Origin of the sequence: Ramlibacter aurantiacus (genome assembly GCF_016722895.1) — a bacterium.
GTDB lineage: Bacteria > Pseudomonadota > Gammaproteobacteria > Burkholderiales > Burkholderiaceae_C > Ramlibacter > Ramlibacter aurantiacus.
Genome location: NZ_JAEQNA010000011.1, coordinates 133,344 through 149,605 on the forward strand (window position 1 = coordinate 133,344; position 16,262 = coordinate 149,605).

The window sequence follows — 16,262 nt, forward strand, 5'->3', positions numbered from 1 at the left end:
GCTACGCCAGCCGTTTCATCCGCCCGGCGGTGGGCGGGCAGGGCAAAGCCCCGTGCCCGCTAAAATCGCGGATTCATTCACAACCCCTTGAGGGAACCCCATGAGCGATATAGAAGCACGTGTCAAGAAGATCATCGCCGAGCAACTCGGCGTGGAAGAGTCCCAGGTCACCAACGAGAAAGCATTCGTGGCCGACCTCGGCGCCGACTCCCTGGACACGGTCGAGCTCGTGATGGCACTGGAAGATGAATTCGGCATCGAGATCCCCGACGAAGACGCCGAGAAGATCACCACCGTTCAAAACGCCATCGACTACGCGGTGGCTCACCAGAAGGCCTGACCAGCGATGTCCCGTCGCCGTGTTGTCGTAACCGGTCTGGGCTGCGTCAGCCCCGTGGGGAACACGGTTGCCGAGTCCTGGTCCCATCTCCTTTCCGGCCATTCCGGTATCGAGCTGATCGACAGCTTCGACACCAGCGCCTATTCCTGCCGCTTCGCGGGCGAGGTCAAGGGCTTCAACATCGGGGACTACATCTCCGACAAGGAAGCCCGCCACATGGACCGCTTCATCCATCTGGGCGTGGCGGCCGCCGTGCAGGCCGTCGCCGACAGTGGCTTGCCCACCGGCGAAGCATTGGGCGAGGAGCTTTCCTGCCGCGTGGGCTGCAACATCGGCTCGGGTATCGGTGGCCTGCCCATGATCGAGCAGGTGCACTCGGAAATGCTCGCCCGGGGTCCGCGCCGCATCTCTCCCTTCTTCGTGCCGGCGTCGATCATCAACATGATCTCCGGCCAGGTCTCCATGCGGTTCGGCTTCAAGGGACCCAACATCGCGGTGGTCACGGCCTGCACCACCGGCCTGCATGCCATCGGCGTGTCGGCCCGCATGATCGAGTACGGCGACGCCGACATCATGATCACCGGCGGCTCCGAATCCTGCGTGTCGCCCCTGGGGCTGGGTGGCTTCGCCGCAGCGCGCGCGCTGTCCACGCGCAATGACGATCCCAAGACGGCGTCGCGGCCGTGGGACAAGAGCCGCGACGGGTTCGTGCTGGGCGAAGGCGCCGGCGTGCTGGTGCTGGAGGAGTACGAGCACGCGCGTGCCCGGGGCGCGCGCATCTACGCCGAGGTCTCGGGCTTCGGCATGAGTGGCGATGCCTATCACATCACGGCGCCCGACGTCGAAGGCCCGCGTCGCGCCATGGTCCAGGCCTTGCGCAATGCGGGCGTGAACCCCGACGAGGTCGATTACGTCAACGCGCACGGCACCTCCACGCCGCTGGGGGACGTGAACGAGACCAACGCGCTCAAGCTCGCGCTGGGCGAGCACGCCAGGCGCACGGTCGTCAACTCCACCAAGTCCATGACCGGCCACCTGCTCGGCGGGGCCGGTGGCATCGAGTCGGTCTTCACGGTGCTGGCCATCCACCACCAGAAGTCGCCGCCGACCATCAACATCTTCGAGCAGGATCCCGAATGCGATCTCGACTACTGCGCCGGCGAGGCGCGTGACTTGAAGATCGACGTCGCCATGAAGAACAACTTCGGCTTCGGCGGGACCAACGGCACTCTCGTTTTCAAGCGCGTCTGAGCGCGACCCACGGCACATGCGCAGCGCCCCCTCGGTGAGCTACCCGGCGGGGCGCTCGAGGTTCGGGGCGCTGGTGCTCGGTCTGGCCTGGACTGCCGGGCTGGCCTCGCTGTCGGGATGGTGGTGGCTGGGGCCTGCGGCGGGTTGGCGGCACGCCGCCGTGGCGGTGCTGTGGCTGGGCTGTGGGGCCTTGGCATTGTGGTCGCATCGACGGACGCCGTCTGGTCAGTTGCACTGGGACGGCGCGAGCTGGACCTGCAGCGCGGGCCCCGGCTGCCGGCCGGTCAGCGTGGAAGCGGTCATCGACCTGCAGTCGGTGCTGCTGCTGCGCTTGGGTAAACCCGACCGGACGGGTAGCACGGGCTGGTTCTGGGTCGGGCAAGATGCCGATCCGGCTTGCTGGCAGGCCCTGCGGCGCGCTGTATATTTCCGCGCTCCCGAGCAGGCCGTGCCTCCGGCAGGGCCTGTCACGTCATGACCAAAGCTCCACCTTCTGCTGCGCGACCTTCCGCGGACACCGATTTCATGCTGGTGGAGCGGACGCTGGCTGGCGACCAGAAGGCTTACGAGCTGCTGGTGATCAAGTACCAGCGTCGCATCGAGCGCCTGATCGGCCGAATGGTGCGCGACACCGACCTCGTCGAAGACATCGCCCAGGAAACCTTCATCCGAGCCTATCGGGCGCTGGGGCAATTCCGCGGCGAGGCCCAGTTCTACACCTGGCTGTACCGGATTGCCGTCAACACGGCCAAGAAGGCGCTGGTCGACCTCCGGCGCGATCCCCTGGTGACCGAGAGCGCCATGCGGGGCGGTGACGACGACGATGAAACTTCCCCCGTGGAGAACGAACTAACGAGCCCGGAGACCCCTGAGACGGTGCTTGCGGCCAAGGAAATCGCCACCGCCGTCAACCAGGCGATGGAAGCCTTGCCTGACGAGCTGCGCCAGGCGGTCACGCTGCGCGAGATCGAAGGCTTGAGCTACGAAGAAATTGCGGAAGTGATGAACTGCCCCATCGGCACGGTGAGATCGCGGATCTTCCGGGCGCGTGAGGCGATTTCGGCCAAGGTCAAGCCGATGCTGGCCCATCAGTCGGGCAAGCGATGGTAGGTAGCCGACGAGGTGATGCGATGAACAACATGAATACACGTGAATGGGTCTCGGCCTTGGCCGATGGCCAACTGGACGGGGACGATCTCGACCGCGCCATCGACGCCCTGGCGGCCGATCCCGAGGCGCTCGAGGCCTGGAGCGCCTACCACCTCGTGGGCGACGTGCTGCGCTCCCCGGACCTGGCGGCCACGCGGCCGGCAGGCGCTTTCGTGGCGCGCTTCTCGCAGCGCCTCGCAACGGAAGCGGCACCTCCGGTGGCGGCAGCCTCCGTCAGCCCTGCCTTGGCGTGGGCGCCTCGGGCGAAGCCGGCCAACGACCCGGTTTTCCGCTGGAAGCTCGCGGCTGGCTTCGCCTCCGTGGCCGCGGTCGCGTCCATCGGATGGGCAAGCCTGGGCTCGGTGATGGCGCCGACGGCGGCGCAGCTGGCTGCTGCGCCCGCGGGCGACAACTTCGTGATGATCCGCGACGCGCAGCTCGACGAGATGCTGGCCGCGCATCAGCAGATGGGTGGCGCCGGCCCGCTCGAGATGCCGGCCGCCTTCGTGCGCCAGGTCACCTTCGATCCGCCCAAGCGCTGAACGTCGATGGATCGGAAGCTGCTGCAGGGAGCAAGGGCCTATAGCCTCGGGCGCCGTCTCTTGATGGGTTGGCTGTGCGGCGTCGCCAGCTTCGCATTGGCGCAGGCGCAGGCTCAGCCGGCGGCCTCCACCGAGCGCAGCCTCTCCGAATGGCTGGACCGCGTGCATGCCGCGCCTCGCCGCCACAACTACATCGGCACCATCGTCGTGTCTTCCAATGCGGGCGCCATGTCAAGCGCCCGCATCTGGCATGCCTGTGACGATGACGAACGCCAGGTCGAGCGCATCGAGGCACTCAGCGGTCCGCCGCGATCGTCGGTTCGCCGGGACAACCGGGTCATGACTTTCCTGCCCGAGCAAAAGCTGGTGCGCGTCGAGTATCACGAGTCGCTCTCCCGCTTTCCGGATCTCTTCCGCTCGGGCGGTGCCGCCGCAGTGGCGGAGCTCTACACGGTGCGGCCTGCGGGCACGGACCGCATCGCTGGCTTCGAAACCGATGTCGTGCTGCTGGCGCCGCGGGATGCCATGCGCTTCGCCCATCGCGTCTGGACCGAGCGTCGCACCGGCCTGGTACTCAAGCGGCAGACGCTGGCCCCGGACGGGGCGGTGCTGGAGCAGACCGCGTTTTCCGAACTGCAGCTGGATGTGCCGCTGCGGCCCGATCGCTTGCTCAAGCAGATGCAGCCGCCGCCGGGCTGGCGCATGGAAACGGTCCAGGCCGTGCGCACCACAGCAGTCGACGAAGGCTGGGATCTCAAGCCGGCGGTGACGGGTTACAAGCCCGTGGCGTGCTATCGCCGGGGCAGTGCCAGCGGCGCCATGCAGTGTGTCTTTTCAGACGGGCTCGCCTCGGTCTCTCTTTTTGTCGAGCCGGCGCCTGAGCCTTCGGCCCAGCACGAAGGCGCGCTGGCTGCTGGCGCCACGCATACGCTCACGCGACGAATTCCTGGCTGGTCCATCACGGCCGTCGGTGAAGTCCCGCAACAAACGCTGCGGGCGTTCGCCCAAAGCCTTGAGCGTCGCCCGTAAGGCCCCATCTGTCGGCAGTCGCGAGCGGCTGCCCTGGCGTGTGGGCAGGTTCGAATTTCGGAACAAGAGGTGAACATGCTGCTGGACAACTTCAAACCATCGCGTCTTCGCGCCTGGACAGGCGCGGTCTCCTTGGCTGTGGCCGTGGCCGTCGTGCCGGCGCAGACGAGTTGGGCGCAATCCGCTCCGCAGGGTGGAGGCTTGCCCGACCTGACCCAGCTGGTCGAGCAGGTGGGCCCCGCGGTCGTGAACATCCGCACCATGGAACGCGCGCGTGCGGCCCAGTTGCCCCCGGGCGTCGACGAGGAGATGCAGGAATTCTTCCGTCGCTTTTTCGGCCAACCGCTGCCCGGTGGTCCGCGCCAGGGGCCGCCCGGCGACGAGTCCCAGCAACCGCAACGCCGTGGCGTGGGTTCGGGCTTCATCCTGAGCGCGGATGGCTTCGTGATGACGAATGCGCACGTGGTCGACGGCGCCGACGAGGTGCTCGTCACGCTGCCGGACAAGCGCGAGTTCAAGGCCAAGGTGATCGGCACACCCGACAAGCGCACCGACATCGCCGTGCTGAAGGTCGACGCCACCGGCCTGCCGTTCGTCCGGGTGGGTGATGCGAACAAGCTCAAGGTGGGCGAGTGGGTGCTGGCCATCGGCTCACCCTTCGGGCTGGACAACACCGTGACCGCCGGCATCGTCAGCGCCAAGCAGCGGGACACGGGCGACTACCTGCCCTTCATCCAGACCGACGTGGCCATCAACCCCGGCAACTCGGGGGGGCCGCTGATCAACATGCGCGGTGAGGTGGTCGGCATCAACAGCCAGATCTATTCGCGCTCCGGCGGCTTCATGGGTATCTCCTTCGCCATTCCCATCGACGAAGCCATGCGCGTGGCCGACCAGTTGCGCACGACCGGGCGGGTCACGCGCGGTCGCATCGGTGTGCAGATCGACCAGGTCAGCAAGGACGTCGCCGAATCGCTCGGCCTGGGCCGGGCCCAAGGTGCACTGGTCCGCAGCGTCGAAAGCGGGTCGCCCGCGGAGCGCGCCGGGCTGGAGGCGGGCGACATCATCCTGCGATTCGACGGCAAGCAGGTCGAGCGAGCCACGGACCTGCCCCGCATGGTGGGCAACACCAAGCCGGGCACCCGGTCGAGCCTGCAGGTGTTCCGCCGTGGCAGCACGCGTGACCTGCAGGTGCAGGTGGCCGAGATCGAGCCCGAACAGGCGCAGCGCCGCGCGTCGGCCAATGGTGCCGAGTCCAGGCCCAAAGGCACGACGATCTCGCAGTCGATCGGCCTGGCGGTGGCCGATCTGACCGAGGCGCAGAAGAAGGACCTCAAGCTCAAGGGTGGCGTGCGTGTGGAGGCCGCCACCGACGCCGCCGCTCGTGCGGGCATCCGCGAGGGGGATGTCATCGTCGCCATCGGCAACACCGAGATCAGCAATATCCGCGAGTTCGACAGCGCCGTTTCCAAGCTCGACCGCAGCAAGCCGGTCCCGGTCTTGCTGCGCCGCGGCGAGCTGGCGACCTACCTCCTGATCCGGCCCGGGCCAGCCAAGTAACCGGACTTGCCGCCCAATGCCCCCTGCCGCTGCTCAGGTTTGGGGGCTTTTTATGGCGCTGCCGACTCTTTTTTTGCAACCGCCTGCATGCCGGCCGCTAGGTTGGCGAGCACTTACCAAGGCAGATCCTTCACGCCTTCTGGATAGAATCAGCCGGACTTTGACGCGCGATCTCGCATATGGATGCTTCGCTGCCTCACGATGCGGGATGGGGAGTTGGGCCGGCAAGCTCGTCCACAGTTCACCCACACCTTGTCCAAGCCACCCCGATCCGCTCCTGTTGAAAAGCTGTGAATAAATCCTCGTTGCAGCACTGCAACTCGGTCCGGTCCGCTGGGCCGTGGCTGTACGGCCCGGGCTTTTTGCCTACAATGAAGCTCCAACTATCGCAGTTGCCATAGATTGTTGGTTCAGGGCGCGTCGCCACTCGACGCGCCCTTTTTTCTTGTCCGGGCTCCTTTGAATTCAACCACTTAAGCGTTCCCGTTGATGAAGCACATCAGAAACTTTTCGATCATCGCGCACATCGATCATGGCAAGTCCACCCTCGCGGACCGCCTGATCCAGCGTTGCGGGGGACTGTCGGATCGGGAGATGCAGGAGCAGGTCCTCGACTCGATGGATCTCGAGAAGGAGCGTGGGATAACCATCAAGGCACAGACCGCGGCGCTCACCTACAAGGCGCGCGATGGCCAGGTCTACAACCTCAATCTGATCGACACCCCGGGGCATGTGGACTTCTCGTATGAGGTCTCGCGTTCGCTCTCCGCCTGCGAAGGCGCGCTGCTCGTGGTCGATGCGAGCCAGGGCGTGGAAGCACAGACCGTCGCCAACTGCTACACCGCACTCGACCTGGGCGTGGAGGTGCTTCCAGTCTTGAACAAGATGGACCTGCCGCAGTCGGATCCGGAGAACGCCAAGTCCGAGATCGAAGACGTGATCGGCATCGATGCGTCCGACGCCATTCCGTGCTCGGCCAAGACTGGCTTGGGCATCGACGAAATCCTCGAAGCCATCGTCGCCAAGGTGCCGGCTCCGCGTGGCAACGCCAACGGCCCGCTGCGCGCCATGATCATCGACAGCTGGTTCGACACCTATGTCGGCGTGGTGATGCTGGTGCGGGTGGTGGATGGTCGCTTGGCCAAGGGCGAGCGGATCAAGCTGATGGCCACCGGCGCCACCTACAACGCCGACAACCTCGGTGTGTTCACGCCGGGCAACCAGCCGCGTGAGTCGCTGGAAGCGGGCGAGGTCGGCTACATCATTGCCGGCATCAAGGAGTTGCAGGCCGCCAAGGTGGGCGACACCGTCACCCTGATCAAGTCGGGCAGCGGTGGGGCCGCGTTCACCGCGACAGAGCCTCTGCCCGGCTTCAAGGAAATCCAGCCGCAGGTCTTCGCCGGCCTGTATCCCACCGAGGCCAACCAGTACGACTCGCTGCGCGACAGCCTGGAAAAACTCAAGCTCAATGATGCGTCGCTGCATTACGAACCCGAGGTCAGCCAGGCGCTGGGCTTCGGTTTCCGCTGTGGCTTCCTGGGCCTGCTGCACATGGAGATCGTGCAGGAGCGGCTCGAACGTGAGTTCGACCAAGACCTGATCACCACGGCGCCCAGCGTCGTCTACCAGGTGGTCAAGGGTGACGGCGAGGTCGTCATGGTGGAAAACCCCGCCAAGATGCCGGACCAGGGGCGCCTGGAGGAAGTGCGCGAACCCATCGTCACCGTGCACCTCTACATGCCGCAGGAGTACGTGGGCCCGGTGATGACGCTGGCCAACCAGAAGCGAGGCGTGCAGATCAACATGGCGTATCACGGCCGCCAGGTCATGCTCACCTACGAACTGCCGCTTGGTGAGATCGTCCTGGACTTCTTCGACAAGCTCAAGTCGGTCAGCCGCGGCTACGCCTCCATGGACTACGAGTTCAAGGAGTACCGCCCCTCGGACGTGGTCAAGGTCGACATCCTGCTCAATGGCGAGAAGGTCGATGCGCTGTCCATCATCGTCCACCGAACCCAGGCCCCGTACCGGGGCCGCGCCGTGGTGGCCAAGATGCGCGAGATCATCAGCCGGCAGATGTTCGATGTGGCCATCCAGGCGGCCATCGGCAGCAACGTGATCGCCCGCGAGACCATCAAGGCATTGCGCAAGAACGTGCTGGCAAAATGCTACGGCGGCGACATCTCGCGCAAGCGCAAGCTCCTCGAAAAACAAAAGGCAGGCAAGAAGAGAATGAAGCAGATCGGTTCGGTCGAAGTACCGCAAGAGGCCTTCCTGGCCATTTTGCAGGTGGAGGAATGACATGCGACCGACCACGCCCCGTCCCGAGGGATCCCTTGGCGCTACCGCTTCCGGCCCTGCGCAGCCACTCGGCGGGGGTTCGCTGATGCCGGCCCTCACGGCGGCCGTCCTCGCGGCATTCGTCGCCTACGCGGGTGCGTGGTACCTCGGTTACATCGAGGGCAACTTCGCGTTGCTGCTGTTCACGGCCACCGTGGTGACGGGCTGCTACTGGGTCGCCGAGCGCCTGTGGTTCCTGCCCCGCCGCCGGCGTGCCGCGCAGCGCCTGGAAGCGCAGGCCGCGGAACGCCGCGAGCGCCTGGCGACCCAGGGCATCCAGTCGTCCGATGCCGGCGACGTGTCGATCGGCCGCGAGCGCCTGCTGATGCAGCCCTGGTGGCTCGACTGGACCGCCGGCCTGTTTCCGGTGATCCTGGTCGTCTTCGTGCTGCGCTCGTTCCTCTTCGAGCCGTTCAAGATTCCGTCGGGCTCCATGATCCCCACGCTGCTGGTGGGCGACCTGATCCTGGTGAACAAATTCACGTACGGCCTTCGCATGCCGGTCTTCAACACCAAGATCACCGAAGGCCGCACGCCTGAGCGCGGCGACGTCGTTGTATTCCGCTACCCGCCCAAGCCCAGCCTCGACTACATCAAGCGCGTGGTCGCGCTGCCCGGCGACGAGGTGTCCTACCTGAACAAGCGGCTCTTCATCAACGGGCAGCCGGTGGAGCGCCAGCCCGTGGCCGACTTCTTCGACCGCGAGTCCATGCGTTATGGCAAGCAGTTCGAGGAACATCTCGGAGGCAAGGACTTCCGCATTCTGATCGACCCGCAGCGGCCGGCCTTCATCCCCGGCGCCGAGGATTTCCCCTCGCGGGATGCCTGCCGCTACACGGTGGAAGGCGTCACCTGCAAGGTGCCGCCGGGGCACTATTTCGTCATGGGCGACAACCGTGATAATTCGCTCGACTCGCGGTACTGGGGCTTCGTTCCGGATCGCAATATCGTCGGCAAGGCTTTCTTCATCTGGATGAACTTTGCCGACCTGGGTCGCATCGGCGGATTCGAATGAAGAACGTGGGGACGAAATGAGTCAGGTATTCAAGCGGCAGCGCGGTGTCACGTTTTTCGGCATGGTGGTCTTCATCATCGTGCTGGCCTTGGTGGGCGTGCTGGCGGCGCAGGTCGGGCCGGCTGAAATCGAGCACCGCGCCGTGCAGGCGGCCGTGGACAAGTCCAAGACCGGACGCAGCCCCGACGAGGTCCGGCAGATCTTCGATCGCACCGCCGACGTCGAAGGCATCCGCTCCATCTCCGGCAAAGACCTGGAGGTCACACGCAACGATGCTGGCAAGCTGGTAGTGGCCTACGCGTACGACCGGCAGTTTCGCCTGGTCGGCCCAGCCTACCTGCTGTTGAAGTACAACGGCAAATCCAACTGAGCACGGATTCGACTCTGCGCCCGCATGGCCCCGTGAAGGTGACGAAGCACGCATCGGCAGCGCCCGACGCCAGCATCCTGGGCCTGCAGCAGCGCCTGCAGCACCGCTTCGCCGAGCCTGCCCTGCTGCTGCGTGCCCTCACGCACCGCAGCTTCTGCGCCGAGCACAACGAGCGCCTGGAATTCCTGGGTGACTCGGTGCTCAACCTCGCCGTCTCCCGCCTGCTCTACGACCAACTCGGTGAGCTGCCCGAGGGTGACCTTTCCCGCGTGCGGGCCAACCTGGTGCGCCAGGAAAGCTTGCACCAGATCGCGCTGACCCTGGACCTCTCCGCGCTGCTGCGCCTGGGGGAGGGGGAGGCCCGCTCGGGCGGAAACCGCCGGCCCTCCATCCTGGCCGACGCGCTGGAAGCCGTGATCGGCGCCGTCTACCTCGACGGCGGCTTCGATGCGGCCCAGGCGCTGGTCGAGCGCTTGTTCAAAGGCCTGGACATCAAGCCCGAGATGCCGGCCGCCGCCAAGGACCCCAAGACGGAGCTGCAGGAGTGGCTGCAAGGCCGGCGCATGAAGCTGCCGGTGTACCGCGTGGCCGGAACCTTGGGTGCCCAGCACAAACAGACTTTCGAGGTGGAGTGCGAAGTGCCAGACTTGCGGCTGCAGGAGCGCGGCATCGGCGCCTCGCGACGCGCCGCCGAGCAGGCCGCCGCAGCCGCCATGCTGCTCAAACTCAAGGCCCAGCCCACGTGATGAACCCCACTGAACCCCAGCAGCCGCCCGAGGCCGAACCCGGCACGCCCGCAGGCGACGAAGGCGCCCTTGCGCCGGCGTCTGGCCAGCGCTGCGGCCTCATTGCCATCGTCGGCAAGCCCAACGTGGGCAAGTCCACGCTGCTCAATGCGCTGGTGGGCCAGAAGATCAGCATCACCTCGCGCAAGGCCCAGACCACGCGCCATCGCATCACCGGCATCCGCACCCGCGGGCCCGCGCAATTCGTCTTCGTCGACACCCCCGGCTTCCAGACCCGCCACGGCACCGCGCTCAACCGCTCTTTGAACAAGACGGTCGTCGGCGCCGTGGCCGACGTGGACGTGGTGCTCTTCGTGGTCGAGGCTGGCCGCTTCACCCTGGCCGATGCCAAGGTGCTGTCACTGCTCAAACCCGGCGTGCCGGTGCTGCTGCTGGCGAACAAGCTTGACCAGGTGCACCGCCGCGCCGAGATCGCGCCCTGGCTGCGCGACATGCAGCAGCGCCACGAGTTCGCCGAGTTCGTGCCCATGACGGCCAAGAACCCCAAGGACATCGAGCGCCTCTTCGACATCGTCGAGAAGTACCTGCCCGAGCAGCCCTGGTGGTACGCCGAGGACGAACTCACCGATCGCAGCGAGCGCTTCCTGGCCAGTGAAACGGTGCGCGAGAAGCTGTTTCGCCTGACCGGCGACGAGCTGCCCTACACCTCCACGGTCGTGATCGACAAGTTCGACGAAGAGCCCAGCCCCAAGCATGGCCGCATGCTGCGCATCGCCGCCAGCATCGTCGTGGAGCGTGACGGCCACAAGGCCATGGTCATCGGCGAGAAGGGCGAACGCCTCAAGCGCATCGGCACCGAAGCCCGCCAAGAGCTGGAGAAGCTCATGCAGGCCAAGGTCTTCCTGGAGATCTGGGTCAAGGTGCGCTCCGGCTGGGCCGATGACGACGCACGGGTGCGCAGTTTCGGCTACGAGTAGATGGCCACGCGCCGCATCTCCGACGAACCCGGCTATGTGCTGCACCGCTACGACTGGAGCGAATCCAGCCTCATCCTTGAAGTCTTCACCCGCCATCACGGCCGCATCGCGCTGATCGCCAAGGGCGCCAAGCGACCCAGCTCCAGCTTCCGCCCGGTGCTGCTGCCGCTGCAGCCCCTGCGCCTGGCCTTCGGGCGTGATGGCGAGATCCGCGCGCTCAAGGATGCCGAGTGGGTGGGCGGCCAGGTCATGCCGGTGGGCGATGCGCTGCTCTCGGGCTACTACCTCAACGAACTGCTGCTGCGCCTGCTGGCGCGGGATGATCCGCACCCCCCGCTGTTCGACCACTATGCGTCCACCGTTCAGGTCTTGGCTTCGGAGCACGGCGAGGCGCTGCAGCCGGCGCTGCGCGCCTTCGAGCTGCTGCTGCTGCGTGACTTGGGCCTGTTGCCCTCGCTCGACGTACAGACCTTGGCCCTTGCACCGCTCGATTCGCAAGAGCCCTACAGCCTGGTGCCGGAAGCGGGGCTGGTGCAGTCGTCACCCGACGAGCGCGCCAGCCTGCCGGGAGCCGATTGGATCGCGCTCGAAACGGCTTTGAGAGACCCCGTGCCGTTCTTCGCCGTACTGCGCCAGGTGGCGGGCGCGTTGAACGCCTTGAAGCCGCAGCTGCGCAACCTGCTCCACTACCATTGCGGGGGCGCGCCGCTGCGCACCCGGCAGCTGATGATGGACCTGCAGTCCTTATGAACACCTTCCTTACCGCACTCTCCGTCAACCTGAACAAGGTGGCCCTGGTGCGCAACACCCGCCACCTCGGCGTTCCCAGCGTCGAGCGCGCGGCCACGATGTGCCTGGACGCCGGCGCCCACGGCATCACGGTGCACCCGCGGCCGGACGCCCGGCACATTCGCGCCGACGACGTGCGTGCCTTGCACCGGCTGGTCTCGCAGCGCCCCGGCGGCGTCGAGTTCAACATCGAGGGCAACCCCTTCCACAACCTGATGGACTTCGTGCGCGAACTGCGGCCGCACCAGGCGACCTTCGTGCCCGACAGCGAGGGCCAGTTCACCAGCGACCATGGTTGGGACTTCCCGGCCGACGCCCAGCGCCTGGTGCCGCTCATCGCCGAGTGCCGGTCGCTGGGCGTGCGGGTCAGCCTGTTCATGGACCCGCGCCCCAAGATGATGGCCGCTGTGCGGGAGGCCGGCGCTGATCGCATCGAGCTCTACACCGAGACCTATGCCCGCGCCTGGGGCACGCCGCAGCAGGTTACGGTGCTCGCAGAATTTGCCAAGGCAGCCGAGGCCGCGCGCGCCGCCGGCCTGGGCATCAACGCCGGCCACGATCTCAATCGAGACAACCTCGCCGACTTCTTGCGCGCGGTGCCCCGCGTGCAAGAGGTCTCCATCGGCCACGCCTTCATCGCCGACGCGCTGGAGATGGGCTACGCCGCCACCACGCGGGCCTACCTCGCCTGCATCGCGCAGGCCATGCGCGCCGCATGATCTACGGCATCGGCACCGACATCTGCGACGTGCGCCGCATCCGCGCATCGTGGGAGCGGCATGGAGAGCGCTTCGCCCGCAAGATCCTGTCTGATGCCGAGTTCGCCACCTTCCAGGCCCGCCGTGCCCGCTGGCCCGAGCGCGGTCTGCGGTTCCTGGCCACGCGTTTCTCGGCCAAGGAGGCCTTCAGCAAGGCGATCGGCCTGGGCCTGCGCAGCCCCATGACCTGGAGCCGCTGCGAAGTGCGCAACCTGCCCAGTGGGCAGCCGGTCATCGTGCTGCACGGCCCCTTGAAGGAATGGTTCGAGGCCCGCGGCCTGAGCGCCCACGTCAGCGTCACCGACGAAACCGATTACGCCGCCAGCTTCGTGGTGGTCGAGAAGAAAGAAACCAGCACCCCATGACCGATCACGCGCCCGTCATCCTGGACATCGCCGGCCTCACCCTCACTGACACCGACCGCGAGCGCCTCTCGCATCCGCTGTGCGGCGGGCTCATTTTGTTTGCGCGCAACTGGCGCGACCGTGAGCAGCTCACGCTGCTGTGCCAGGAGATCCGCGAGCTGAGGGATGACCTGTTGATCTGCGTGGACCACGAAGGCGGCCGCGTGCAGCGGTTTCGCACCCACGGCTTCACGCACCTGCCGCCCATGCGCACGCTGGGCGAGCTGTGGATGCGTGACGGAGGGCAGGGCGGCAGCGCCATGCAGGCACAGGAGGCGGCCACCGCCTGCGGCTACATCCTCGCGGCCGAACTGCGCGCCTGCGGGGTGGACCTGAGCTTCACGCCCGTGCTCGACCTCGACTTCGGCGAAAGCAGCGTCATCGGCGACCGCGCCTTCCATCGCGACCCGCGCGTGGTCTCGGTGCTCGCCAAAAGCCTCATGCACGGGCTGCTGCTGGCCGGCATGGCCAACTGCGGCAAGCACTTCCCGGGGCACGGGTTCGTCAAGGCCGACTCGCACACCGAGATCCCCGTGGACGAGCGCGAGCTGAGCGCCATCCTGGCCGATGACGCCGCGCCGTATGCCTGGCTGAGCACGGCGTTGGCCAGCGTCATGCCGGCCCACGTGATCTATCCGCGCGTGGACTCCCGGCCTGCCGGCTTCTCGGCGCGCTGGCTGCAGGACATCCTGCGCGGACAGCTCGGCTTCCAGGGCGCGATCTTCAGCGACGACCTGAGCATGGCCGGGGCGCGCCTCATCGATGGCCGCGAAGTGAGCTACACCGAGGCGGCGCTCGCCGCGCTCAACGCAGGGTGCGACCTGGTGCTGCTGTGCAACCAGTCCGTCGAGAGCGAGAGTGGGGCGGCGGTCGATGAGTTGCTCGACGGATTGTCCGAGTCTCAGGCGCGCGGCGAGTGGCGTTCCAGCGAGGCCAGCGAGCAGCGGCGGCTGGACTTGTTGCCCACGCGGCCGGCGCCGTCGTGGGACGCGTTGATGACGGAGCCGCGCTACATGCGGGCGCTGGATTTGATGTCCAGCGATGCTCAGGACTGACCAGAGCGCGTCACCCTGCAGGCTACCTGCCTGCAGCATTGTCCCTGTGCAAGCTCGCCGCGGGCGTGTACACGATGGCGTAAAGCGGGGGCGGTGCGACCGGCATTCTTGCATCCAGGCCGTGAGACGTGGTGAGCGCGCTATTGCGCCAAGTTCGCTTCGCCGCCGCCAACACGTCATCGACGGCCAATGACGCAAAGGCAACTTCTTCGTCGCCGCTGGAGAGAGTTTCCATGGCTTGCCCCAGGCCTGCATAGAACGCGCGGACGAGATGGTTGTTATCGCTATGCGTCAGGTGCAGAACGACCGCGCCGCACCCGCTCGCGAACGCCAGCCGGGCCAGCACGTCGACCATTTCGAACTCGATACCCAGGCCCAGGAACGCCTCTTCAAGCATGAACGCGTCGGCTATGAAGTCTTCTTCATCAGCATGGCACACCAGCAGGCCGACCACGCCGTGGTCTGTGCGGCCGTTGGTGACGCGCACGCACAGCGCATGGTGGTCTGGCAGGGTCGACCAATGTTCCAACTCGCGTACTGAAAAGCCCCGGGCCGCGGCATTGAAACGGTGGCACCGCATCGATGCCTGCGCGGCTTCAACCAGGCTGTCGGGCTCGATCGGTGAGATGTCTATCGTCCAGGCGACCTTGCTGTCCGGCCGGGATGTGCGGAAGCACAGGAGTGGCTGAAGCTGATGAGGCATGGCGGCACCGTTTGCGTTATGGCTGCTCTGTGTAGACCTTTGAATTCATACTACTGACTTAAGTGCGTTTCGCAAGAGGGGTTCCGCGTTGTGTGAGGCGGTTGACGGCGACCCCGATGGATCCGCCGGCTTGCTTACCCGTGCCCCGGCTCCCCAGCGAATGGCTGCAGAACACGGCGCACGCGCCGCGGCGGGGCCGCCATCGTCAGTCGATCGTGTCGAAGTCCTCCAACTTTGGCTCGACATGCGTCTGCCCGTTGCGGGCTTGGCGGTAGCGGGCCAGTTCGCGATAGATCTGCACCCGCGCCAGATTGAGTTCTCCCACCGGTTGGTGGGCCATGAGCGTGTTGCCGGGTGAAAACGAGATCAGTTCAGCCAGTTCTTCTCGTGAAGGCACGTTCACGGCCTGGACCGGAAGCTCCAGGGTCGCCACCTTGACGAAGGGACTCACGTCCTCAGGCCACTCGATGCTCGCGTCTTCGATGGGTGTGCTTTTATCATCCCGATAGCACTGCACCAGGAAGTCGAATGTGGCGGGGCGTTCGGCGAGATGCTGCGCAAGATTTTCTTTGAGGTAATCGTCCGTCAATGTCGCCGGCAGGCGGTTGCGGAATCCAGAGGCAGGCTGCAGCTTGTACTTGACCACCTGACCCTCGCCGCATTGATATCCCAAGCAACTCCAGTAGGAGATGTCCAGCGGACTCGTGTCGTGCCTCACGTTGCCCGCGATCTTAAGAATGATGTCGAAGCGGCCATGAAGCAAAAGCCATAGCAAGCCACCCAATGTGCTGAATCTCAAGACAGACGGCGTGATCGCTGCGAACCGCTCCAGCGTCCCAACTGGTACGGAGCGCTGGGAGAGAAAGGTGAAGTCCTGGCTGGAGCGCTCGTCGTCAGTGAATCGCCTCCCGTCACCATCACTGACCCCCAGCAGCTTGATGGCCAAACCACGGATCTGCTTCTCCCTGTCGCTATGGGGGCGCTCCGTCGAGGTGGACGCTCGCACCCAGCATGAATAACCCCGTCCCTCCCGAAACTGAATCGCCCCGGGTTTCCAGGAGGCTCATCCATCTGAGAGGATTGAGCCATGAACAAGTCGAACAAGTTCTCGCCGGAGGTGCGTGAGCGCGCGGTGAGGATGGTGCAGGAGCACCGGGGGGAATACCCGTCGTTGTGGGCGGCAGTCGAATCGATTGCGCCGAAGATCGGCTGCGTGCCCCAGACGCTGCTGGAA

18 protein-coding genes and 1 pseudogene are annotated in these 16,262 nt (G+C 66.0%); 17 read left to right on the plus strand and 2 right to left on the minus strand.

Translation table 11 applies throughout. The features are described 5' to 3' along the window. The first annotated feature begins 100 nt into the window (after positions 1 to 100). The 16 genes from acpP (at position 101) to nagZ (ending at position 14,325) form a co-directional block, all read left to right on the plus strand. Positions 101 to 340: an acyl carrier protein gene (gene acpP, locus JI739_RS22495; RefSeq protein WP_123299754.1), complete on the plus strand. Its 240-nt coding sequence runs from the start codon at positions 101 to 103 to the stop codon at positions 338 to 340. Positions 341 to 346: 6 nt separating this feature from the next. Then, positions 347 to 1,591 (plus strand): beta-ketoacyl-ACP synthase II, encoded by a 1,245-nt coding sequence (fabF, locus tag JI739_RS22500; protein ID WP_201686257.1) that lies wholly within the window; start codon positions 347 to 349, stop codon positions 1,589 to 1,591. 16 nt (positions 1,592 to 1,607) lie between these two features. Further along, positions 1,608 to 2,069, plus strand: coding sequence for a hypothetical protein (locus JI739_RS22505; RefSeq protein WP_201686258.1), 462 nt, complete (start codon positions 1,608 to 1,610; stop codon positions 2,067 to 2,069). After that, positions 2,066 to 2,701, plus strand: coding sequence for an RNA polymerase sigma factor RpoE (gene rpoE / locus JI739_RS22510; protein WP_201686259.1), 636 nt, complete (start codon positions 2,066 to 2,068; stop codon positions 2,699 to 2,701). The genes JI739_RS22505 and rpoE overlap by 4 nt, the downstream gene beginning before the upstream one ends. A 29-nt stretch (positions 2,702 to 2,730) precedes the next feature. Further along, a complete protein-coding gene (locus JI739_RS22515) occupies positions 2,731 to 3,282 on the plus strand; it encodes a sigma-E factor negative regulatory protein (RefSeq protein ID WP_354003784.1) in 552 nt (183 codons plus the stop codon). A 6-nt stretch (positions 3,283 to 3,288) separates the two neighbouring features. Next, a complete protein-coding gene (locus tag JI739_RS22520; RefSeq protein WP_201686261.1) occupies positions 3,289 to 4,311 on the plus strand; it encodes a MucB/RseB C-terminal domain-containing protein in 1,023 nt (340 codons plus the stop codon). Between the two features lie 75 nt (positions 4,312 to 4,386). Further along, a complete protein-coding gene (locus JI739_RS22525) occupies positions 4,387 to 5,871 on the plus strand; it encodes a DegQ family serine endoprotease (protein ID WP_201686262.1) in 1,485 nt (494 codons plus the stop codon). A gap of 489 nt (positions 5,872 to 6,360) precedes the next feature. Further along, a complete protein-coding gene (lepA, locus tag JI739_RS22530) occupies positions 6,361 to 8,172 on the plus strand; it encodes a translation elongation factor 4 (protein WP_201686263.1) in 1,812 nt (603 codons plus the stop codon). 85 nt (positions 8,173 to 8,257) lie between these two features. Continuing rightward, positions 8,258 to 9,226 carry a signal peptidase I gene (gene lepB / locus JI739_RS22535; RefSeq protein ID WP_201686264.1) on the plus strand — a complete coding sequence of 323 codons (969 nt, stop codon included), beginning with the start codon at positions 8,258 to 8,260 and terminating at the stop codon, positions 9,224 to 9,226. A gap of 16 nt (positions 9,227 to 9,242) precedes the next feature. Next, positions 9,243 to 9,596, plus strand: a complete 354-nt coding sequence (locus JI739_RS22540) for a DUF4845 domain-containing protein (protein ID WP_201686265.1) — start codon at positions 9,243 to 9,245, stop codon at positions 9,594 to 9,596. 32 nt (positions 9,597 to 9,628) lie between these two features. Next, a complete protein-coding gene (gene rnc, locus JI739_RS22545; protein ID WP_354003785.1) occupies positions 9,629 to 10,342 on the plus strand; it encodes a ribonuclease III in 714 nt (237 codons plus the stop codon). Next, positions 10,342 to 11,319 carry a GTPase Era gene (gene era / locus JI739_RS22550; RefSeq protein ID WP_201686266.1) on the plus strand — a complete coding sequence of 326 codons (978 nt, stop codon included), beginning with the start codon at positions 10,342 to 10,344 and terminating at the stop codon, positions 11,317 to 11,319. The genes rnc and era overlap by 1 nt, the downstream gene beginning before the upstream one ends. Next, a complete protein-coding gene (gene recO, locus JI739_RS22555; RefSeq protein WP_201686267.1) occupies positions 11,320 to 12,069 on the plus strand; it encodes a DNA repair protein RecO in 750 nt (249 codons plus the stop codon). Further along, positions 12,066 to 12,827, plus strand: a complete 762-nt coding sequence (locus JI739_RS22560) for a pyridoxine 5'-phosphate synthase (RefSeq protein ID WP_201686268.1) — start codon at positions 12,066 to 12,068, stop codon at positions 12,825 to 12,827. The genes recO and JI739_RS22560 overlap by 4 nt, the downstream gene beginning before the upstream one ends. Continuing rightward, the gene (gene acpS, locus JI739_RS22565; RefSeq protein ID WP_201686269.1) at positions 12,824 to 13,231 is read left to right on the plus strand and encodes a holo-ACP synthase; all 408 of its coding nucleotides are present in this window, start codon (positions 12,824 to 12,826) and stop codon (positions 13,229 to 13,231) included. The genes JI739_RS22560 and acpS overlap by 4 nt, the downstream gene beginning before the upstream one ends. Further along, positions 13,228 to 14,325 carry a beta-N-acetylhexosaminidase gene (nagZ, locus tag JI739_RS22570; protein ID WP_201686270.1) on the plus strand — a complete coding sequence of 366 codons (1,098 nt, stop codon included), beginning with the start codon at positions 13,228 to 13,230 and terminating at the stop codon, positions 14,323 to 14,325. Before acpS ends, nagZ begins: the two co-directional genes overlap by 4 nt. Before the next feature lie 22 nt (positions 14,326 to 14,347). Here nagZ and JI739_RS22575 read toward each other — a convergent pair whose 3' ends face one another. Next, positions 14,348 to 15,028 carry a GNAT family N-acetyltransferase gene (locus JI739_RS22575; RefSeq protein WP_201686271.1) on the minus strand — a complete coding sequence of 227 codons (681 nt, stop codon included), beginning with the start codon at positions 15,026 to 15,028 and terminating at the stop codon, positions 14,348 to 14,350. A gap of 205 nt (positions 15,029 to 15,233) precedes the next feature. Then, positions 15,234 to 15,974: a catalase family protein gene (locus JI739_RS22580; protein ID WP_201686272.1), complete on the minus strand. Its 741-nt coding sequence runs from the start codon at positions 15,972 to 15,974 to the stop codon at positions 15,234 to 15,236. A gap of 141 nt (positions 15,975 to 16,115) precedes the next feature. Between JI739_RS22580 and JI739_RS22585 the strand changes: the two are divergent. Continuing rightward, a pseudogene (locus JI739_RS22585) lies at positions 16,116 to 16,262 on the plus strand (IS3 family transposase); the annotation flags it as partial.